19 protein-coding genes are annotated in these 18,502 nt (G+C 35.1%); 15 read left to right on the forward strand and 4 right to left on the reverse strand.

The window, feature by feature from the left end; translation table 11 throughout:
• Position 1: 1 nt before the first annotated feature.
• Entirely contained in the window at positions 2 to 826 is an 825-nt protein-coding gene (locus WEEVI_RS10150) for a glycosyltransferase family 2 protein (protein ID WP_013599038.1), read from the reverse strand.
• Positions 827 to 907: 81 nt separating this feature from the next.
• Between WEEVI_RS10150 and WEEVI_RS10155 the strand changes: the two genes are divergently transcribed.
• The 3 genes from WEEVI_RS10155 to WEEVI_RS10165 are packed head-to-tail and all read left to right on the forward strand — an operon-like array spanning position 908 to position 3,455.
• Positions 908 to 1,666: a glycosyltransferase family 2 protein gene (locus tag WEEVI_RS10155; protein WP_013599039.1), complete on the forward strand. Its 759-nt coding sequence runs from the start codon at positions 908 to 910 to the stop codon at positions 1,664 to 1,666.
• The gene (fabD, locus tag WEEVI_RS10160; RefSeq protein WP_013599040.1) at positions 1,667 to 2,542 is read left to right on the forward strand and encodes an ACP S-malonyltransferase; all 876 of its coding nucleotides are present in this window, start codon (positions 1,667 to 1,669) and stop codon (positions 2,540 to 2,542) included. It abuts the gene before it with no gap.
• A 1-nt stretch (position 2,543) separates the two neighbouring features.
• A complete protein-coding gene (locus WEEVI_RS10165; RefSeq protein ID WP_013599041.1) occupies positions 2,544 to 3,455 on the forward strand; it encodes a GYDIA family GHMP kinase in 912 nt (303 codons plus the stop codon).
• Positions 3,456 to 3,471: 16 nt separating this feature from the next.
• On the opposite strand, the gene WEEVI_RS10170 is transcribed toward WEEVI_RS10165, so the two are convergent.
• Positions 3,472 to 4,251 (reverse strand): hypothetical protein, encoded by a 780-nt coding sequence (locus tag WEEVI_RS10170; protein ID WP_013599042.1) that lies wholly within the window; start codon positions 4,249 to 4,251, stop codon positions 3,472 to 3,474.
• 86 nt (positions 4,252 to 4,337) lie between these two features.
• On the opposite strand from WEEVI_RS10170, the gene WEEVI_RS10175 reads away from it, so the two are divergent.
• From WEEVI_RS10175 to WEEVI_RS10215, 9 genes are all read left to right on the forward strand, one after another.
• Positions 4,338 to 5,129: a glycosyltransferase family 2 protein gene (locus WEEVI_RS10175; RefSeq protein ID WP_041942172.1), complete on the forward strand. Its 792-nt coding sequence runs from the start codon at positions 4,338 to 4,340 to the stop codon at positions 5,127 to 5,129.
• A complete protein-coding gene (locus tag WEEVI_RS10180; protein ID WP_013599044.1) occupies positions 5,123 to 6,049 on the forward strand; it encodes a glycosyltransferase family 2 protein in 927 nt (308 codons plus the stop codon). The genes WEEVI_RS10175 and WEEVI_RS10180 overlap by 7 nt, the downstream gene beginning before the upstream one ends.
• Before the next feature lie 73 nt (positions 6,050 to 6,122).
• Positions 6,123 to 6,677: an L-threonylcarbamoyladenylate synthase gene (locus tag WEEVI_RS10185; RefSeq protein WP_013599045.1), complete on the forward strand. Its 555-nt coding sequence runs from the start codon at positions 6,123 to 6,125 to the stop codon at positions 6,675 to 6,677.
• Positions 6,678 to 6,710: 33 nt separating this feature from the next.
• Positions 6,711 to 8,132 carry a CCA tRNA nucleotidyltransferase gene (locus WEEVI_RS10190; RefSeq protein WP_013599046.1) on the forward strand — a complete coding sequence of 474 codons (1,422 nt, stop codon included), beginning with the start codon at positions 6,711 to 6,713 and terminating at the stop codon, positions 8,130 to 8,132.
• Between the two features lie 3 nt (positions 8,133 to 8,135).
• Entirely contained in the window at positions 8,136 to 8,648 is a 513-nt protein-coding gene (locus WEEVI_RS10195; RefSeq protein ID WP_013599047.1) for an IS1096 element passenger TnpR family protein, read from the forward strand.
• An 86-nt stretch (positions 8,649 to 8,734) separates the two neighbouring features.
• Positions 8,735 to 9,982 carry a porin gene (locus tag WEEVI_RS10200; RefSeq protein WP_013599048.1) on the forward strand — a complete coding sequence of 416 codons (1,248 nt, stop codon included), beginning with the start codon at positions 8,735 to 8,737 and terminating at the stop codon, positions 9,980 to 9,982.
• Between the two features lie 73 nt (positions 9,983 to 10,055).
• Positions 10,056 to 10,421 carry a Fur family transcriptional regulator gene (locus WEEVI_RS10205; protein WP_013599049.1) on the forward strand — a complete coding sequence of 122 codons (366 nt, stop codon included), beginning with the start codon at positions 10,056 to 10,058 and terminating at the stop codon, positions 10,419 to 10,421.
• Positions 10,409 to 11,146: an SAM-dependent methyltransferase gene (locus tag WEEVI_RS10210; RefSeq protein WP_013599050.1), complete on the forward strand. Its 738-nt coding sequence runs from the start codon at positions 10,409 to 10,411 to the stop codon at positions 11,144 to 11,146. The genes WEEVI_RS10205 and WEEVI_RS10210 overlap by 13 nt, the downstream gene beginning before the upstream one ends.
• Positions 11,146 to 11,847 (forward strand): ZIP family metal transporter, encoded by a 702-nt coding sequence (locus WEEVI_RS10215; RefSeq protein ID WP_013599051.1) that lies wholly within the window; start codon positions 11,146 to 11,148, stop codon positions 11,845 to 11,847. Before WEEVI_RS10210 ends, WEEVI_RS10215 begins: the two co-directional genes overlap by 1 nt.
• On the opposite strand, the gene WEEVI_RS10220 is transcribed toward WEEVI_RS10215, so the two are convergent.
• Positions 11,838 to 12,308: a type I restriction enzyme HsdR N-terminal domain-containing protein gene (locus WEEVI_RS10220; protein ID WP_052295779.1), complete on the reverse strand. Its 471-nt coding sequence runs from the start codon at positions 12,306 to 12,308 to the stop codon at positions 11,838 to 11,840. The genes WEEVI_RS10215 and WEEVI_RS10220 overlap by 10 nt on opposite strands.
• Here WEEVI_RS10220 and holA point away from each other — a divergent pair.
• The 3 genes from holA (at position 12,290) to WEEVI_RS10235 (ending at position 15,529) form a co-directional block, all read left to right on the forward strand.
• Positions 12,290 to 13,300, forward strand: coding sequence for a DNA polymerase III subunit delta (holA, locus tag WEEVI_RS10225; protein WP_013599053.1), 1,011 nt, complete (start codon positions 12,290 to 12,292; stop codon positions 13,298 to 13,300). The two genes, WEEVI_RS10220 and holA, sit on opposite strands and share 19 nt — an antisense overlap.
• Positions 13,301 to 13,356: 56 nt before the next feature.
• Positions 13,357 to 14,307 carry a thioredoxin-disulfide reductase gene (gene trxB, locus WEEVI_RS10230; RefSeq protein WP_013599054.1) on the forward strand — a complete coding sequence of 317 codons (951 nt, stop codon included), beginning with the start codon at positions 13,357 to 13,359 and terminating at the stop codon, positions 14,305 to 14,307.
• Positions 14,308 to 14,446: 139 nt separating this feature from the next.
• On the forward strand, positions 14,447 to 15,529 hold the full coding sequence (locus tag WEEVI_RS10235; protein WP_013599055.1) for a hypothetical protein: 1,083 nt from the start codon (positions 14,447 to 14,449) through the stop codon (positions 15,527 to 15,529).
• 68 nt (positions 15,530 to 15,597) lie between these two features.
• Here the strand turns inward: WEEVI_RS10235 and WEEVI_RS10240 are convergent, their stop codons facing one another.
• Entirely contained in the window at positions 15,598 to 18,261 is a 2,664-nt protein-coding gene (locus tag WEEVI_RS10240; protein ID WP_013599056.1) for a copper-transporting P-type ATPase, read from the reverse strand.
• Between the last annotated feature and the right edge of the window lie 241 nt (positions 18,262 to 18,502).

Raw genomic sequence — 18,502 nt, forward strand, 5'->3', positions numbered from 1 at the left:
ATTATGATTTTTCCTTAATTCCGTGATCAGTCCACGTTATTTTTTCAGATACTGTTATTTCTCGTATATTGTTGTTTTGTTTCAACCCAGCTCGTTTCACGTAGTTTCGGTCGTGATCGAGATGGATACAAATGGCCGAAAACCTTATTTGCTTCGCTCGAATTCCGTTATTACACAAGCGTTCACCTAACTCTCGATCCTCGCCACCATAAACCATACGCTCATCAAAACCATTAACTTCTAAGATGTCTTTTTTCCATCCAGAAGAATTGTGCCCATTCCATGTTGGGGCTGTTGTCGTTATACGATTCATTATACTTTTTAGCAAAGTACTGCGATGAAGTTTGGTGAGTTTGAAGTTGTTTTTTTGTCCTTTCTCTATCAACCAATTTTTATCAAAACATAATTGATTTTCTATATCACTTTTTTCTATTGCATTGGAAACTTCACGTGAAAGTTTTATATAACCACCCGAAAGATAATGCTTGTGTGTTCTGTAGGCAATGTGAGTAGTGATAAAATCTTTTCTTGGGATGCAATCGCCATCGGTGAAAATAAGATAGTCTGAGTTGCTGGATAAAATTGCTTTGTTGAGAATTATTGTTTTTCTGAAACCTAAATCTTCTTGCCAAACGTGTTTTATTGGGAAAAAGGTTTTGTTTCTATATTTATTTATTAGCTTTCTCGTTTCTTCAGTAGAACCATCATCAGCTATAATGACTTCAAAATCCCTAAAATCTTGTTGCATATAGCCAAGTAAAACTTTTTCTAGCCACAGAGGTTGATTGTAGGTGCTGATTATAACACTAGTAGAGAATTTCTTCATGTGGTTTTGTGTTTAATACTTGATAAATATAAAGTATTTTTCTTAATAATTTTAACAAATTTCCATAATATTGCATCAATAATGGTGAAAATTTCTGCGTTACTCATCGCTTATAATGAGGCTCAATGGATTAAGGATTATCTGCATCAATTAGATTTTGTAGACGAAATTGTCATTGTTGACTCTTACAGTACAGACCAAACACAAAAAATTGCTTTACAAAACCCAAAAGTTCGGTTCTATAAGCGTGCGTTTGATAACTTTGCCAATCAACGAAATTATGCCCTTTCACTTGCACAAAACTCTTGGGTGCTTTTTCTCGATGCTGATGAGTTTATTCATCCAGCACTAGAAGAAGAAATCAAACACAAAGCGGGCTTAGATGATGGAGTAGTGGCCTACAAGATAAAGCGTAAATTTTATTTTTTAGGAAAACCCATTCATTTTTCGGGTCTCAACCTCGACCAGGCCTATCGCTTATTCGATAAACGATTTTGCAAGTATGATGACAAAACCTATGTGCACGAGCGTTTATTAGTCGACGGGAAATCTGAAGTGTTGAAGGGAACCTTGAAACATTATTCCGTAACCAATATCAATACTTATAAGGTGAAATTAGATTATTATTCTCGCCTGAAAGCTGCCCAATTGTACAAAGAAAACAAACAACCAACGGCATTCCATTATTACATAAAACCAAGTGCAAGATTCGTTACGCAATATTTTATCAAACTTGGCATTCTCGATGGATTCGCAGGATTACAGTTGGCAATTCTCAATGCAAAAGCTGTATATTTACGGTATTATTATCTGAATAAATTAATAAAAAACATAAAATAAATGAAAGCTTATATATTTCCAGGTCAAGGAGCTCAATTCAGTGGAATGGGAAAAGATTTATACGATAATCACGCAAAAGCTAAAGCACTTTTTGACAAAGCAGATGAATTATTGGGTTTTTCTATCTCTAAAATCATGTTCGATGGCAGCGCCGAAGACCTTAAACAAACAAAAGTTACTCAGCCAGCAGTGTTTCTACACTCGGTGATACTAGCCCAGACCATTCAAGACTTTACACCATCGATGGTTGCGGGACATTCCTTGGGTGAGATTTCTGCCTTGGTAGCAGCAAAAGTTCTCGATTTTGAAGCGGGTCTGCAGTTAGTCTACAAAAGAGCAATGGCAATGCAAGCAGCTTGCGAAAAATCACCTTCTACCATGGCAGCCATTTTAGGGTTAGAGGATGAAATTGTCGAAAACATTTGTAAAGAAACACCCGGGAATGTAGTTGCTGCAAACTATAATTGTCCTGGACAATTGGTAATTTCTGGTGAAATACCAGCAGTAGAAAAAGCCTGTGAAATGTTAAAAGATGCGGGTGCAAGACGAGCTTTGATTTTGCCAGTTGGCGGAGCCTTCCATTCACCTTTGATGCAACCTGCAGAAGAAGAGTTAGCAAAAGCAATAGAAGAAACAACATTCAATACACCAATTTGCCCAGTATATCAGAATGTTACAACCACAGCAATTACAGAGCCTGCAGAACTAAAAAAGAACCTAATTGCACAATTGACAGCTCCGGTGAAATGGACACAATCGGTACAAAACATGATTGCAGATGGCGCTACAGAATTTGTAGAAGTTGGGCCAGGAAATACACTACAGGGTTTGGTGAAAAAAATCAACCGTGAGGTTGCAACCTCATCTGCAAGCTAACATGGAACAATCTTTTTTAGCAAACGGAAAGTTATTATTGATAGGAGAGTACATTGTTTTAGATGGAGCTCAATCATTAGCATTGCCAACAAAATTTGGGCAGAATATGCATGTTTCAACTTTTGAAGCCGAAATAGAGGAAATCGTCTGGAATGCCGTTTTGGTCGATGAAAGTACATGGTTCAGTGTGGTTTTTGATGCCAATACCTTAACTATAAAAGAAACGACGGATCAGAAACTAGCTTTTGATTTGCAAAAAATTTTGCAGCAAGCAACTCTACAAAATCCTACCTTTTTTCTCGCCAATCAATCCTATCGAATAACCACAAAACTCACTTATCCCCAGCAATGGGGATTGGGGAGTAGCTCTACTTTGGTTGCTCTTTTGGCTCAATGGATGAAAATAGACCCGTATGTATTAAACCAAAAAACTTTTAGAACAAGCGGCTATGACATTGCTTGTGCCTACGAAAACAAACCAATCTTTTTTTGTAATGCTCCAGAAATTACTGTGACTTACCCGCAGTTGAAGTGGAATTTTTATGATGATTTGTATTTTGTTTATCTTAACCAAAAACAAGATACACAGGCTGCCGTTGGAAAACATTACCGAAATAGGCCTAAAGATCGGGCAATGATAAACCATTTATCCGACCTGGTAGAGAAATTATCTACGGCTAAGGAGTTGGATAATTTCGAGGCGATACTAGATGAATATCAGACGATTCTAGCTAATTTTATGCAGTTGCCAAAAGTAAAAGAGGAGCGTTTTCCTGAATATGAGGGTTGCGTGAAAAGTCTTGGTACATGGGGTGGTGATTTTGTTTTGGTGACGTATCGTGACGGAATGCATGCTTATTTAGAAGAAAAAGGATATTCAACTATCCTTCCATATAATGATTTGGTTTTTTGATCATTTAAGTAAAGTGTTATTCCTTCCCGATTAATTTTTTTAGTCTTTTTTTTCGTACTTGTTTTAGATGAAATTTTTGTTGAAATTTCTCTGTACCAGCCCACATTTTATCTATCACTTCTGCTGGTGGTAACTGCATCAACCGTGCATATTCTTTGGCCATAATTTCTACCGATTCTCGATGGGGCGTTAAGCGAACAAAATTGTTAATTCGCTGTTCTAATGTCATCGAATCATGAAATTTCATCCGATTCAGATCAACCAAATAAAATTCGTACGTACCATCTTTTTTGTCAAAAATTAGCGTATTACCTGGAGAATGGTCTAGAAACTCTATACCAGCTTGATGTAATGCAAAAGTAAATTGCGTAAACTGTCGGAGTACATTTTCCATATCAGGGAAATTGGGTGTATGCACAACCTCTCTATAGGTGAAGTCTTCTTTGATAAATGCACAAAAATAATACGAGTCTAAGAAAGTTATGGCAGTTTTATTCTCTACATACGCAATGGGGGTTGGTGTCTTAAAACCTTTTTCGATCAGTATTTTGGCATGTGTATAAGAACGCTTTGCTTTTGATTCTCTAAAAAAACGGTAAACAATTTTATTAATGAAGTTGGGAATCTTAAATGCTTTTATTGTGCAAATTTCACCATTTTCTAAACGCAACTTTTTAATTGAGTTTCTGCTACCTTTGACTAAATAATCTTGGTTATCTGAAAAATTATTAATAGCACACTCAATCTCTCTTATATCTGTTGAATAGGTAGAATTTACCACAATTTCTTTGCTCATGCTCTTGGCTGTTATTCTCTTTTTGAGCAAATTTAAAAACTTTAGTCGGCAGTGTCAAAGATATGTTTATTTTTGTTGGCATGAAGATGAACACAAGCTTGGTTGTTTCAACCTATAATTGGGCAGAAGCCTTAGAATTGGTTCTGAAAAGTATCCAAGTCCAAACACATTTACCAGATGAAGTTATCATTGCAGATGACGGTTCTACAAAGGAAACTAAACGAGTGATAGATGAATTCAGGCAGGGATTCCCCAATCCAGTTACGCATGTTTGGCATGAAGATCTTGGTAACAGAAAAGCAATAATCATGAATAAGGCGATTGCGAAAACAATCTCCGATTACATTATCAGTATTGATGGTGATGTGATTTTACACCCAAACTTTGTAGAGGATCATTTGGCAATGGCCGAAAAGAATACATATCTCTACGGCTCTAGAGTGAATATCCAGAAGTCGAAATTGCAAGAAATATTTCAACATAAGACGATTCATTTTCATTTTTTTTCGAAAGGAATCAAAAAAAGAGGACGTACCCTTCGTTATCCGTTTTTAGCAAAAAAACAAAAAAAACATAGCAGTTTTTCGTCGAAAATGCGCGGATGCAATTTTTCTTTTTGGCGAAAAGATTTTATAAAAGTCAATGGTTATAATGAAGAAATTACAGGTTGGGGAAGAGAGGATTCTGAATTAGTGCTAAGAATGCATAATGCTGGAATATTAGCCAAACGACTAAAATTTGCCGGAATTGTCTATCATATGTACCACCCAGAACAGAGTAAAGAATTTTTGGATCGCAATGATAAAATCCAACAAAAAACCATCGAGCAGAAATTAACCTTTGCCTCAAAAGGCGTCAATCAATATACAGAATGCTAGACCTCAGTATCGTAACAATTAATTACAACACAAGTAATGCAACGATTGCGTTGGTAAAAAGTATCGTAAAAAAAACAACCAAGGTTAAGTATGAAGTTGTCATCATCGATAATGCATCAGAAAAAGAGAATTATTTTCATTTACAAGACTTGGTGAAAGAACTAAGTTTACCCAATCTAAAACTAGTCAGAAGCAATATTAATACTGGTTTTGGACAAGGAAATAGAATAGGTTACGAGGCAACATCTGATAGCAAATATGTTGCATTTATCAATAACGATGTAGAGTTGATTGATGATTGTTTTCCTGTTCTAAAGGATTTTATGGATCAACATCTGGAAGTCGGCATTGTCTCTCCACAATCGGTAAATGAACGGTACGAATTCGTTCCGACGATAGATCATTTTGCATCTTGGCAGAGAGAAATTTTCAGTAGGAAATTCCTAGAAATGGTTAATCCGAAAAGATTCCCGAAGCGTAAAAAAGTTTATTCTCAACCAATTGAAGCAGATTTTGTTGCCGGATCTTTTTTATTTATGCGACGTGTAGATTTTGATAAAATTGGCGGTTTTGATGAAAACATCTTCCTTTACTATGAAGAGACAGATCTATCGAGAAGAATGAAAGCAATTGGTAAAAAAACCATGCTCATTCCGACCATTCAATATAAACATATACATGGACTCAGCACCAAAAAATCCATGGCTATAAAATTAGAACAAAAACTTTCGTTGATTTATATTATCCAAAAACATCAAGGTTGGTTAGCATCTCGTTTGGTATTGATATTTTTCGGTACAAAATATTTCTTTTCTACCATTCTACAACCCAAAAAATGGCCTTTGCTACGTGCAAGCTTACAAGGAATGCCACTTACATTATCCCTAAAACATCAACAAAAAAGTAAAACGCTTGAATGAAAATAAAAACTATATTTTGTAGCTTATAATTTTGACTATATTTTAGAAATTTATCAGTTAATATAAAAAGAAAATGACGATACAAGAAATTGCCGAACGCTTACTCAATGGAGAAACAATGATTTATCCGACCGATACAATTCTGGGTTTAGGATGCAATGCTTTGGATGATAAAGCCATCGCAAAAATATATTCGATAAAAAACCGTCCAGAATCTAAATCGCTCATTCTTTTGGTAGATTCCCCGGCACGCTTACAATCTATTGTCGATGTGCCAGAATTAACATGGGATCTAATAGATCTGAATGAAAAGCCGCTGACCATTATCTATGACGATCCACGTGGTTTACCAAAATCATTAGTCTCTAAAGACAATACCATTGGGATTCGTCTAACAAAAGACCCTTTTTGCTGCCAAATAATTCAACGAATAAAAGCACCCTTGGTTTCTACTTCGGTAAACATTTCTAGCCAAAAAGCTGCGCAAAGTTATGCTGATATCTCTCCTGCGATTTTAGAAAAAGTAGACTTTGTGGTAGACGAGGCTAAAACTTTCCTGCCCAAAAGCGAACCATCGACCATCATACAACTCACGAAAGATTTACAAGTAAAAGTTATTCGAGAATAAGACAAAAGTTCTAAAAACCTTTACCTTTGCTGTATGAATTTGAAAAAAGCAATCAACGACCCAATATTTATAACGATAGGAGAAACTGCTAAAGAATTGAAGCAAAAATCCTACGTAGTCGGAGGCTTTGTGCGAGATTTCTTATTAGAGCGCCCTGGAAAACAGGATATCGATTTTGTGACAGTAGGTAATGGAATAATTTTGGCAGAAAAAGTTGCAAAAAAATTAGGAAACACCTCTAAAGTCTCTGTTTTCAAACGTTTTGGCACTGCGATGTTCAAGTATCAAAACAAAGAGTTGGAGTTTGTAGGTGCTCGTAAAGAAAGTTATTCAGAAGATAGTCGAAAGCCTTTTGTAGAAAATGGTACTTTAGAAGATGATCAGAAAAGACGAGATTTTACAATTAATGCTTTAGCAATTTCATTAAATCATGAAGATTTTGGTCAATTAATAGACCCTTTTGATGGAATACAAGACCTCGAAGACAAAATAATTCGGACACCCTTAGATCCGGTTATTACATATTCAGATGACCCTTTGCGTATGATGAGAGCAATTCGTTTTGCTGCACAATTGGATTTCTCTATCGAAGAAAAATCCTTTCGAGCAATCCAAGAAAATGCTCACCGATTAGAGATTGTCTCGAAGGAACGCGTAATGGATGAGTTTAATAAAATAATGCTCACACAAAAACCATCTAAAGGCCTACTTCTTTTGGACCAAGCCAATTTATTACCCCTAATTTTACCCGAACTTTGTGCATTAAAAGGAGTGGAAGATATTGACGGGAAAAAACACAAAGATAATTTCTATCATACGCTAGAAGTTGTAGATAATATTGCCAAAAACACAGAAAATTTATGGTTACGTTGGGCAGCTTTATTACACGATATAGGAAAAGCAGTTACGAAAAAGTTTGACCCGAAAGTAGGATGGACATTTCATTCGCATGAATATGTAGGCGCAAAAATGACCTACAAACTATTCAAACGTCTGAAACTTCCTCTTGGACAAGACCTAAAATATGTGCAAAAATTGGTGATGATGAGTTCACGTCCAATAGCTGTAATTTCGGATGAAGCAACCGATTCTGCACTGCGAAGATTGTTATTCGACGCATCGGATGATTTAGATGATTTGATGGTTTTGTGCAAAGCGGATATCACCACAAAAAACGAAAAAAAACAAAAAAGATACATTCGTAATTTCGAATTGGTAGAACAAAAGATAAAAGATGTCGAAGAGCGTGATCGAATTAGAAATTTTCAACCACCAATTTCGGGCGAAGAAATTATGGAAGTGTTTGATTTGCAACCTTGTAAAGAAATAGGAGTCATCAAAACAGCTATCAAAGATGCAATTTTAGAAGGCGAAATTGAAAATAATTATAATTCTGCCTATAACTTTATGCTAGATTTAGGAAAAAAGCTAAATTTGAAACCGATAAAACAATAAAAAGTGATATACAAAATTCGTGTTATCCTTGATACAAAGGAGGATGTTTTTAGGGATATTGAGATCAAAGAAAAACAAACATTATTCACACTCTACAAAGGAATAATAAGTGCATTTAGTTTACAAGGAGATGAATTGGCTTCCTTTTACGAGTCTAATGAAGATTGGGAACAAAAAAAAGAAATTCCTTTAGAAGACATGTCAGATGACGGGACCGATGAAACAATGGCAGATTTCTATATCAAAGAAGTTTTCCAGAAAATAGGTGACCGTATGATTTTCGTATATGACTATCTGGATTTATGGACTTTCTTCGTAGAACTAATTTCGGTAGAAGATAAACCAGCGGTACTCAATTACCCACTAACGGTTTATCGTTTTGGTTCGATGCCGCTCAAAGCTCCGAAAAAAGATATGGAAATCATCGATTTGGATGATGACGAAGACCTAATCTCTGACGAAGAAGATTATGATGAACTAGAAATAGATAGCGAAATCGATATCGAAGATTTATAATCTATAAATTATTCAATATATAAAAGCCTCTCTTGTTGAGGCTTTTTTAATATTTAAAAAAATAATAACTAAAATACTCTAATTTCATGAACAAAATTTTTATCTATTTAGGATTACTCCTATCCTTATTTAGCCAAAATGTTGTCGCTCAACATGAATCGGATACAATAAAAAAAACAAAAAAAATCATATCGGATGAAAATTACGATACATCGATGTTACCTTTCTATAGTTACGGTAAAGGTTTGGGAATGACTTCTCCTGATAGTTTGTACCAAGTTAACATTCGTTTCAGAATGCAAAACCGTGCAACTTTCTATGCGAATGATGGAGAAAAGAAAACCTTAGATGGACAAATTCGACGGTTACGATTGCGTTTAGACGGCTATGTAGGCTCACCAAAATTTCAATATAGTTTACAATTATCTTTTGCACCTGAAGATGTGGGAGAAGTACAACATGGGAAAAACATCAATATCATTCGCGATGCAATGATCAATTATACGCCAAATTCTAATTGGAGTATAGGTTTCGGTCAGACGAAATTACCCGGTAATCGTCAACGGTTTAACTCTTCTGGCGCGTTACAGTTAACCGACCGATCAATCAATAACTCAGAGTTTAATATCGATCGTGATTTTGGCGCACAAGTACAGTACAATAAACGTTCGGGTGATGAGTTTTCGTACACACTGCGTGGAGCAGTTTCTACGGGGGAAGGTAGGAATTGGACCAATTTCGAAGGAAGCGGCTTGGCCTATACAGGTAAAGCAGAGATATTTCCGCTCGGGGCATTTAAAAATGATGGATCATATTTCGAGGGAGATATCAAACGAGAATCCAAACCAAAAGTAATGCTTTCTGCAGCCTATAGTTACAACGCAGATGCAAAAAGAACTCAAGGTCAACGTGGAGATTTATTGTTTGCTTCACGCGATATTCAGTCACTTTTCTTTGACTTTATGTTCAAATACAACGGCTGGGCTTTCCAGTCTGCTTATATGAATCGTTCTGCAAAAGATCTTATCACGGTGAATCCAGAGAATGAAAATGAGGTGAAATATGTTCGTGCTGGGCAAGGTTTAGATTTTCAGGGTAGTTATATCTTCCCGAATAATTACGAGTTGATTGGGCGTTTTTCTACCTTGAAAATGGATAAAGAAATCGAACAATACATGCCAAAAATAAATCAATTTACTCTTGGGCTTACAAAGTATATATGGGAGCATGCATTTAAACTTCAGGCAGAGGTGTCGTATGAAAACAAAAAATATTTCGATAATCGCAACAAAGACAATTGGTATGCACGTTTGCAAATAGAAATCGGAATATAAAATAAGAAATTTAAAAATAAATTTGATTGTTTTTTCTTCAATTCGTCGTATTATTGCAATCAAATTGCAATAAGTGATCAAGAGAAGGAATACGCCTCAAAAAAAAATAATCCTCAGTCTGTTTCGGCAAGAGACAGACTGTTTGTGTTTAGAAGAAATTGAGCAGCGTTTGGTTTCTAAACTAGATCGTGTTACAATTTACCGAATCGTCAATCGATTTTGCGAAGACGGATTAATGCATAAAATTTCGGGTAAAAATGGAATCTCTCATTTTGCTTTATCCAAAAAAAATCAAACAGAACATTATCATTTTCAATGTGATAAATGTCAGAAAATGATTTGTTTAGAAGAGAGTATTCCGGCCTGTTTGCCTCAAAATTTTATCCAAACCAAAACCAATTGTGTAATCATAGGAATTTGTCCAAAATGCCAAACGTAGATAAAGAGTGGTTCGCCACATGGTTCAATACACCGTACTATCACCTGTTATACAACAACAGAAACACCGAAGAAGCAGAAGATTTTATTCGTCATCTCGCCAACTATTTACAATTACCTCTATCGACCAAAGTAATGGATTTGGCGTGTGGTAAAGGTCGTCATTCTGTTTTTCTAAATAAATTGGGATATGAAGTCACTGGTCTAGATTTATCAGAAAATAGTATAGAATATGCCAAGCAATTTAGCAATAATCGTTTACATTTTGATGTACACGATATGCGAGAGGTTTATAAAAAGAATGCTTTTGGTCTGATTGTTAATCTGTTTACAAGTTTTGGATATTTCTTGAATAATGAAGACCATCTTCGTGTCTTTCAGTCGGTGTATGATCAATTAGAAAAAAACGGTATTTTTGTGTTGGATTATCTCAACGTAGAAAAAGCAATTCACGAACTCATACCCTATGAAAAAAAGGAGATCCAGGGTATTTCGTTTGATATTCACAAACAAATAAAAGAAAACTTTATACAGAAAGATATCAACTTCAGAATAGATAACGAACCCTATCATTATCAAGAATTTGTGAAAATAATCCGATTAGAAGATTTCGTAAGTATTGCCAAAAAAGTTGGCTTTCAACTTAAAGCATATTTTGGTGATTATCAACTAAATGCATTTGAACCCAAAACATCATCACGCTTAATTTTAATTTTTGAAAAATAATGCAAATACTTGTCCTTGTTGCAAGTGTCATAATTGGTGTTGGCATTTCTTCTTTCTTTTCTATCCCTAACAAAAATATTAAACTTTTACTTGCGTTTAGTGGGGCTTTCTTTTTGGGTATCACTTTATTAGAGATATTGCCTCATGTCTATGTGCATTCTATCGAAACGCACCATACGCACCAAATTGGTTTATGGATTTTGTTTGGTGTAATGATACAGTATATTCTAGAAACTGTAAGTAAGGGCGTAGAACATGGGCATATACATTTGGAGGAAAGTGGATTCCCGGCCGGAGTTTTTTTAGGACTCTTCTTGCATTCTTTAATAGAAGGAATTCCGGTCGCCAACGAAGAATCTCAGCATTTTTTGTGGGCAATTTTTGCACATAACATTCCTGTCTCTATTATTTTATACCAAGCCCTAAAAACTAAAATCGAAAAGAAAAGTCATATTTGGTTATTAATTATATTATTTGCTCTTGCCGCACCAATAGGTTTTTTTCTCGGGAAATATACAGTTATTAGCCAATATGCCAACAGTATAAGTGCAATAGTTTGCGGGATATTCTTACATATTTCAACCGTTATACTTTTCGAAGCCAATGCAGGACATAAATTTAATGGCATGAAGTTTATAATGATGGTTGGTGGCTTTCTATTGGCTTATTTTTCTGTAAATATGATTGGTCATCACGGATAAATAGGCAATTCTGGCAAGAAAAAATAGTGTTGATTTTCATAATCGATCTGACAATAATAATGCTGTAAACCATTCGAAACCATCAAATATTTTGCTTTTGTAAGAAGATTATATCGAGCAATTTGATCAAAAGTTTCTTGGGTAATTTTGATTGAAGGCGCTTTGCATTCGACCATCAAAAAAGGATTTTCTTGCTGGTAACATACAATATCTGATCGTTTTTGCATACCCGTGATCGGGATTATCTTTTCCAAGGCAATATTAGACGAGGAGTATTTTTTTTCTTCGATCAAGAAATGTAAAATATGCTGTCTTACCCATTCTTCTGGGGTGTATACGAACCATTTTTTTCGAATCAAACAAAAGATAAACCATTTTCCTTCGGTTTGTTTCAATCTAATTTGGTAATTTTCGGGAAAATTTAATTGTATAAGTTCCAACGATGAGTGCGACTGATTCATTGCTCAAAGATATTAAAAACAAAAATTTCTTGCCGATCTATTTTTTAGCCGGCGAAGAACCATATTATATCGATGAGTTGACCGAAGCTTTAGAGAAGAATGTGCTAACAGAAGATGAGAAAGCATTTAATCAGACCATAGTGTATGGACAAGATGTGGATATGGAACAATTGATAAGTCTGGCAAAACAGTATCCAATGGGTGCAGAAAAGCAATTGATAATTGTAAAAGAAGCACAACATTTGGCAAGAGAAATAGATAAACTTTTACCATACGCAGAAAACCCACAATCATCGACAGTATTGGTGTTTAATTTTAAAGGGAAAACGATCGATAAACGTTTAAAGATTGCTAAAACACTCCAAAAACTAAATGCTTATCATGAATTTAAAAAAATCTATGAATCGAAAATTCCAGATTGGATAGATCAACGCGTTTTGAAAAGTGGAGTGAAAATCGACATGAAAGCCAAGATGCTTTTGGCAGAATTTGTAGGTGCAAATTTATCTAGATTAGATAATGAAATCGAGAAATTAGCATTGATTATCGGAAAAGGAAACACCATTACACCAGACCAAATAGAGCGAAATATAGGCATAAGCAAAGATTATAACAATTTTGAGTTGCGTACGGCAATCATTAACAAAGACATGCCAAAGATTGCTTCTATTATTCATTATTTCGATAAAAACCCAAAAGAAAATCCTATTATAGTTACTATTTCGGCTATTTTTAATTTGTTTCAGAGTCTAGTAATTTTGCATACATTAGAAGATAAATCACCCTCCAATGCAGCTAAAAATTTAGGAGTTCATCCGTATTTTGTGAATGAGTATTTTACGGGAGCAAAAAATTATCCACTAAAATCTACTATGCAAATTATTTCCTTAATACGTGAATATGATATGAAAAGCAAAGGAGTAGGAGCTACCGGAAATGTTTCTCATGCCGATTTACTAAAAGAATTGGCAATAAAAATAATACACTCATAAAAATTTCGATAACCAAAAAACAGTATTAATTTTACCACATTAAAAAAAATAAAAAAATGATCGAAGAAATTATGCAATACGACACCGTAATTATTGGTTCTGGGCCTGCAGGTTATACGGCAGCCATATATGCTGCACGAGCAAATCTTAATCCTGTTGTTTTTACGGGAATGGAGCCTGGAGGACAATTAACTACAACGACAGATGTTGATAATTTCCCTGGATATCCTGATGGAATTACAGGTCCAGATATGATGGCTGATTTGCAAAAACAAGCAGAACGTTTCGGTACGAAAGTTATTTACGAATACATTACAGAAGCTAACTTAGCAACAGAGGTTGGGCAAATACATAAGCTAAAAACAAGTAGTGGAAAAGAAATTCATGCCAAAACAGTCATAATTTCTACCGGTGCAACTGCAAAATATTTAGGCTTAGATGATGAAAAGAAGTATGCCGGAAGCGGTGTATCTGCATGTGCCACATGTGATGGGTTTTTCTACAAAGGCAAAGACGTTGCAGTAATTGGCGGGGGAGATACAGCTGCAGAAGAGGCAACGTATTTATCAAAACTATGTAAAAAAGTCTATTTACTGATCAGAAGAGATGAAATGCGCGCCTCTAAAGCAATGCAAGAAAAAGTTTTTAAAACACAAAATATAGAAGTAATGTTCAACCACGAGTTGATTGGTTTAGAAGGTGATATGGTAGTGCAAAAAGCCAATATCATCAATAACAAAACCAATGAAAAATCTTCTTTAGAGTTGGATGGTGTATTTATTGCGATAGGACACACGCCAAATACAGATCTCTTCAAAACGCAACTAAACATGGACGAGATGGGGTATTTAGTAACAGAAGATAAATCGACCAAAACAAATTTGCCAGGAGTTTTTGCTGCAGGAGATGTACAAGATAGTGTCTATAGGCAAGCGATTACAGCTGCAGGAACGGGGTGTATGGCTGCTTTGGATGCCGAAAAATACATCTTACAAAATTTCTCTTAAAATAGCAGAATTTTTAAACAAATAGTAATAGAAAACATGTCTTCGAGAGAAGATATGTTTTTTGTATAAAATGATTCTTTTTTCCTGCCCGTTTTGGTAGGATAAAATTGTATTTTTACCAAAATTTATAAATCATAAAATGAACTCTCCTTTTAAAACATATTTCGATCAAGTGCTTTCTCTTTGTGAATTTGATGAAGATTTACGCAAAGGTTTGTTGTTTTTTATGGGCTGCTCAATGGTAAATAACAATGCAAATGAGATAATGAGTCTTCATAATAGCGAAAACGAAATTCAGCAAGCACTCAATCAATTAGTTTTTTTATACGAACAACCTAGTTCGACAGATAATCACTTATTCGAGTTGGATTATCAGTCGATAAATAACCTTTTATATTCTGTAAATGTATTGTATCTGGATCATATTCAGCCGCAAAACAAAGATTGGAAAGAACAACTACAAGCTTTGCAAACTTATTCGGTTGTAGAAGATTTTGTGAACATATTTATCGATAAGAAATTTACGATTGCAACGAATCATCGTGTGATAACTGATTTTTTCGAGAAAATTGGTGCTTATTTATCGCTTTTGCAATACGATGATTCTATGTCGTACAAAGCAGGTATTGCATACAATAAGGTTTATCAGGAAAAAGATTTCGAAGGTTTCAATTTTTTGCAAGCTACAATTTTACGGATTTCCCCGCCGATGTATCGCGCCCTGTACAAGTTTCCTCTTTTCTTTATTTACGACCCCAATAGGCTAAATGCAAATCATTTATTTTCAACCATTTTACAGTTTTTCTACTTAGACACCAATCGTACAATTGCCAAACATATACATGCTTTCCATAATTATTTGTTCCTAAAACCAAATTCTATGAGCTTGCGAAAAGAATGGAATTTCGAAACCGAAAATCGTGGACAAATGATTTCTCAATTAATGTTCAATACGTTGTCGATTAGAAATTCACCTTTATTTCAATTTCGAAATGAATTTTTAGGATCAAATGATTTTATATATTCAGACCTGAAAAATCAAACCATTTCTCAAGAAGATTTCATATTGCGTTTGCAAAATTTATTCGAGAATTATTATGAAATCAATATCGACGACATGGTACATGAAGAATACAATCATGCCGAATATTTACAGTTTTTGGCGATTCTGTTTTATGAAGTTTCTGCGCACGCCATGTTGCCAGAAAAAATAATTAATTAATTTTTAATAGAAGTATAGAAAACAAAAAAAAGCCTTTTTATTATAGTTTAAAGGCTTTTTTTTAATGATTATCGCTTTGTCAATTTTACGTTATTCAAGCGAGTCGAGTTAAGAATTACCGAAACAGAACTTAGACTCATTGCTGCTGCAGCAATCATTGGCGACATCAGAATGCCTAAAAAAGGATACAAGATGCCAGCCGCAATCGGAATTCCTAATAAATTATAAATAAACGCAAAAGCTAAGTTTTCTTTGATGTTTTTCATCATTGCTCTACTAAGGTTGATACTCTTCGTTACACCTAGCAAATCTCCTTTTAGCAAAGTAATATCGGCACTTTCTATTGCCACTTCGGTTCCAGAATCCATTGCAATGGCCACGTTGGCCTGTGCCAAAGCAGGTGCATCATTAATCCCGTCTCCTGCCATGCCTACAATTTTACCTTTTTGCTGCAAATCTTTTATAATCGATAATTTATCTGCTGGCAATACCTCTGCTTGATAATGAGAAATCCCAACTTCCTCTGCAACTTTTGCTGCAGTATTTTTATTGTCACCCGTAAGCATAATCAAATCAATATTTTCTTCTTTCAATTGTTTGATTGCTTCTTTGGTCGTAGGCTTCAGAGAATCAGAAAGCTCAAAAACGGCAACAACTTTATCCTCTATAATAAGGTAAGAAGTCGTGTTAGAAGGTATTTCGGTAGGATGAAAAGCGGGCGATAATTCTTGGGCCAAACGTAGATTTCCTAAAGCAACTTTTTGATTATCTATTGAACCTGAAACTCCTTTTCCAGAAAGATTCGAAAAATCATTTACTTTAAGATTCTCAATATTTTCTTTATTGGCTAGTTCGGTAAATGCTAAAGCTAGCGGATGCGTACTATTTTGGTTGAGACTTGCCGCAAATTGAATCGCATTTTCTCGATTTGTTTGATCCAAAAGATCAACTTTCACGATGCTTGGTCGCCCTTCTGTTAGGGTTCCTGTCTTGTCTATGGTCAAAGTATCTATCTGATTGAGGCGTTCTAAGGCTTCTGCATTTTTCACTAAAATTCCGTTTTTTGCACCTTTTCCTACCGCAACCATTACCGACATTGGCGTAGCCAAACCAAGTGCACAAGGACAGGCAACGATCAATACAGCAATAGCATTGGCAATGGCGTAAGCTACTCTATTTTCTCCACCGAATATCCACCAAGCAAAAAATGTAAGAATGGAAACTGCAATTACAGTTGGGACAAAAATTTTAGAAATTTTATCTACAGATCGTTGTATGGGCGCTTGCGTTCTACTTGCCGAATTCACCATCTGAATGATGTGCGACAACATGGTGTCTTGACCAATTTTCTCAGCGGTCATAATAAAACTTCCCGAACCATTTATACTTCCACCAATTACTTTATCATTTACGATTTTTGATACCGGAATTGCTTCTCCGGTAATCATAGATTCATCTATATCACTATTCCCTTCGATGATTTTACCGTCTATTGGAATTTTATCGCCAGGACGAACACGCAGTTGATCGCCAATTTTTATGCTGTCTACCAATATTTTTTTATCTCCATTTTTGGTGATTAAAATCGCTTCATTAGGGGTAAGTTTAATCAGTTCTTTTAGAGCTTTATTGGTTTTAGAATGTGCTTTGGCTTCCATCAATTGACCCAAAATAACCAGTGTAATGATTACAGCAACAGACTCGAAATATAAACCGATTTGCCCGTGATGTGTTCTGAATTCTACGGGGAATATCTGTGGAAAAAACAAGGCAACAAGACTGTACAGAAATGCAGCTGTGGTACCTAATCCAATCAAACTAAACATGTTGAGATGCCATGTCTTGAATGAGTTGTAAGCCCGAATAAAATACGTCCAACCACAATAAAAAACAACAGGTAAACACAAGAAAAATTGTAGATATGCAGAAGCTTTGTACGAGATAATTCTCCCGATAGGATTACCCGGAATCATTTCTCCCATAGCTAACAAAAATATAGGCATGGTGAAAACAACCGATATTATGAACTTTTTGCGGATACCAAGATAAACTTCATCTACTTCTTCTTTGGGTTCGATTGGTACTAAATCTGCTCCACATATCGGACAGTTACCTGGTTCATCGGTTGTTATCTCATTATGGATCGGACATGTGAATTGTGTTTTTGGTTTTAGTGGTGTTATTTTTTCCAGATTCATTCCGCACACCCTACAACTTCCCATTTCATCATACACTTTATCGCCTTCGCACATCATCGGGCAATAATATTTCCCTATTTGATCTTCGGTAAAACTTGGTGGTGGATAAACGCCGGCATGACCCGTACAACAACTTGCATCAGCTGTTTGTTCGGTTTTGTTCTGCAATAGACTCTTGTTAACTTGCTCAACCGGCATTAAAAACATATTACAAACCGGGCATCGACCTGGTTCGTCGTATTCTTTGTCGCCTTCGCAAAACATCGGACAAATATATTTTCCGCTTTCTGATTGGTTAGCTAATATATGATCCGGCAACGAATCGCCAGGAATGACCAAATGATAATCACCCGCTTGCGTAAGGTATTTCTGAAGTTCTTCTGACGAAAGTTCTTTTTCGCTTTCGATGAAAAATTGATCAGGTAAAAACACTTTAGCTTTTACCCCAGGTATTGTATTGAGTATTGCTTCTACTTCTTTTTTACTTTGATAGTTTTGCAATCCATGAACGGTATATTGTTTTGTTGTAGGCATTTTATAATAATTTTTATCTAGTCCAAATATCCGAAATATTATAGTCTGAGGTTTTATATAAAATACATAAAAAATTATAAGTTTAGTAGGATAGAAGAGACTTTCTTCAGGAAATGGATAAGATAAAATATTTTGTCGAAAAACCCAAACTAGTAGGATGAAAAAAATTAGAAACAAAAAACAAAATTACGTAAATCTTTTTAGATATTTGGTATCATTTCGGTTAAGAAATGCCATAAAA

This window comes from Weeksella virosa DSM 16922 (genome assembly GCF_000189415.1).
GTDB lineage: Bacteria > Bacteroidota > Bacteroidia > Flavobacteriales > Weeksellaceae > Weeksella > Weeksella virosa.

Excerpts from the sequence above, each read along its gene's own strand:
- WEEVI_RS10235 (WP_013599055.1), top strand. The coding sequence starts at position 14,447 with ATGAACTCTCCTTTTAAAACATATTTCGATCAAGTGCTTTCTCTTTGT.
- WEEVI_RS10190 (WP_013599046.1), top strand. The coding sequence starts at position 6,711 with ATGAATTTGAAAAAAGCAATCAACGACCCAATATTTATAACGATAGGA.
- WEEVI_RS10180 (WP_013599044.1), top strand. The coding sequence starts at position 5,123 with ATGCTAGACCTCAGTATCGTAACAATTAATTACAACACAAGTAATGCA.
- WEEVI_RS10150 (WP_013599038.1), bottom strand. The coding sequence starts at position 826 with ATGAAGAAATTCTCTACTAGTGTTATAATCAGCACCTACAATCAACCT.
- WEEVI_RS10220 (WP_052295779.1), bottom strand. The coding sequence starts at position 12,308 with ATGAATCAGTCGCACTCATCGTTGGAACTTATACAATTAAATTTTCCC.
- WEEVI_RS10175 (WP_041942172.1), top strand. The coding sequence starts at position 4,338 with ATGAACACAAGCTTGGTTGTTTCAACCTATAATTGGGCAGAAGCCTTA.
- fabD (WP_013599040.1), top strand. The coding sequence starts at position 1,667 with ATGAAAGCTTATATATTTCCAGGTCAAGGAGCTCAATTCAGTGGAATG.
- WEEVI_RS10210 (WP_013599050.1), top strand. The coding sequence starts at position 10,409 with ATGCCAAACGTAGATAAAGAGTGGTTCGCCACATGGTTCAATACACCG.
- holA (WP_013599053.1), top strand. The coding sequence starts at position 12,290 with ATGAGTGCGACTGATTCATTGCTCAAAGATATTAAAAACAAAAATTTC.
- WEEVI_RS10165 (WP_013599041.1), top strand. The coding sequence starts at position 2,544 with ATGGAACAATCTTTTTTAGCAAACGGAAAGTTATTATTGATAGGAGAG.
- WEEVI_RS10215 (WP_013599051.1), top strand. The coding sequence starts at position 11,146 with ATGCAAATACTTGTCCTTGTTGCAAGTGTCATAATTGGTGTTGGCATT.
- WEEVI_RS10170 (WP_013599042.1), bottom strand. The coding sequence starts at position 4,251 with ATGAGCAAAGAAATTGTGGTAAATTCTACCTATTCAACAGATATAAGA.
- WEEVI_RS10155 (WP_013599039.1), top strand. The coding sequence starts at position 908 with ATGGTGAAAATTTCTGCGTTACTCATCGCTTATAATGAGGCTCAATGG.
- WEEVI_RS10185 (WP_013599045.1), top strand. The coding sequence starts at position 6,123 with ATGACGATACAAGAAATTGCCGAACGCTTACTCAATGGAGAAACAATG.
- WEEVI_RS10200 (WP_013599048.1), top strand. The coding sequence starts at position 8,735 with ATGAACAAAATTTTTATCTATTTAGGATTACTCCTATCCTTATTTAGC.
- WEEVI_RS10240 (WP_013599056.1), bottom strand. The coding sequence starts at position 18,261 with ATGCCTACAACAAAACAATATACCGTTCATGGATTGCAAAACTATCAA.
- trxB (WP_013599054.1), top strand. The coding sequence starts at position 13,357 with ATGATCGAAGAAATTATGCAATACGACACCGTAATTATTGGTTCTGGG.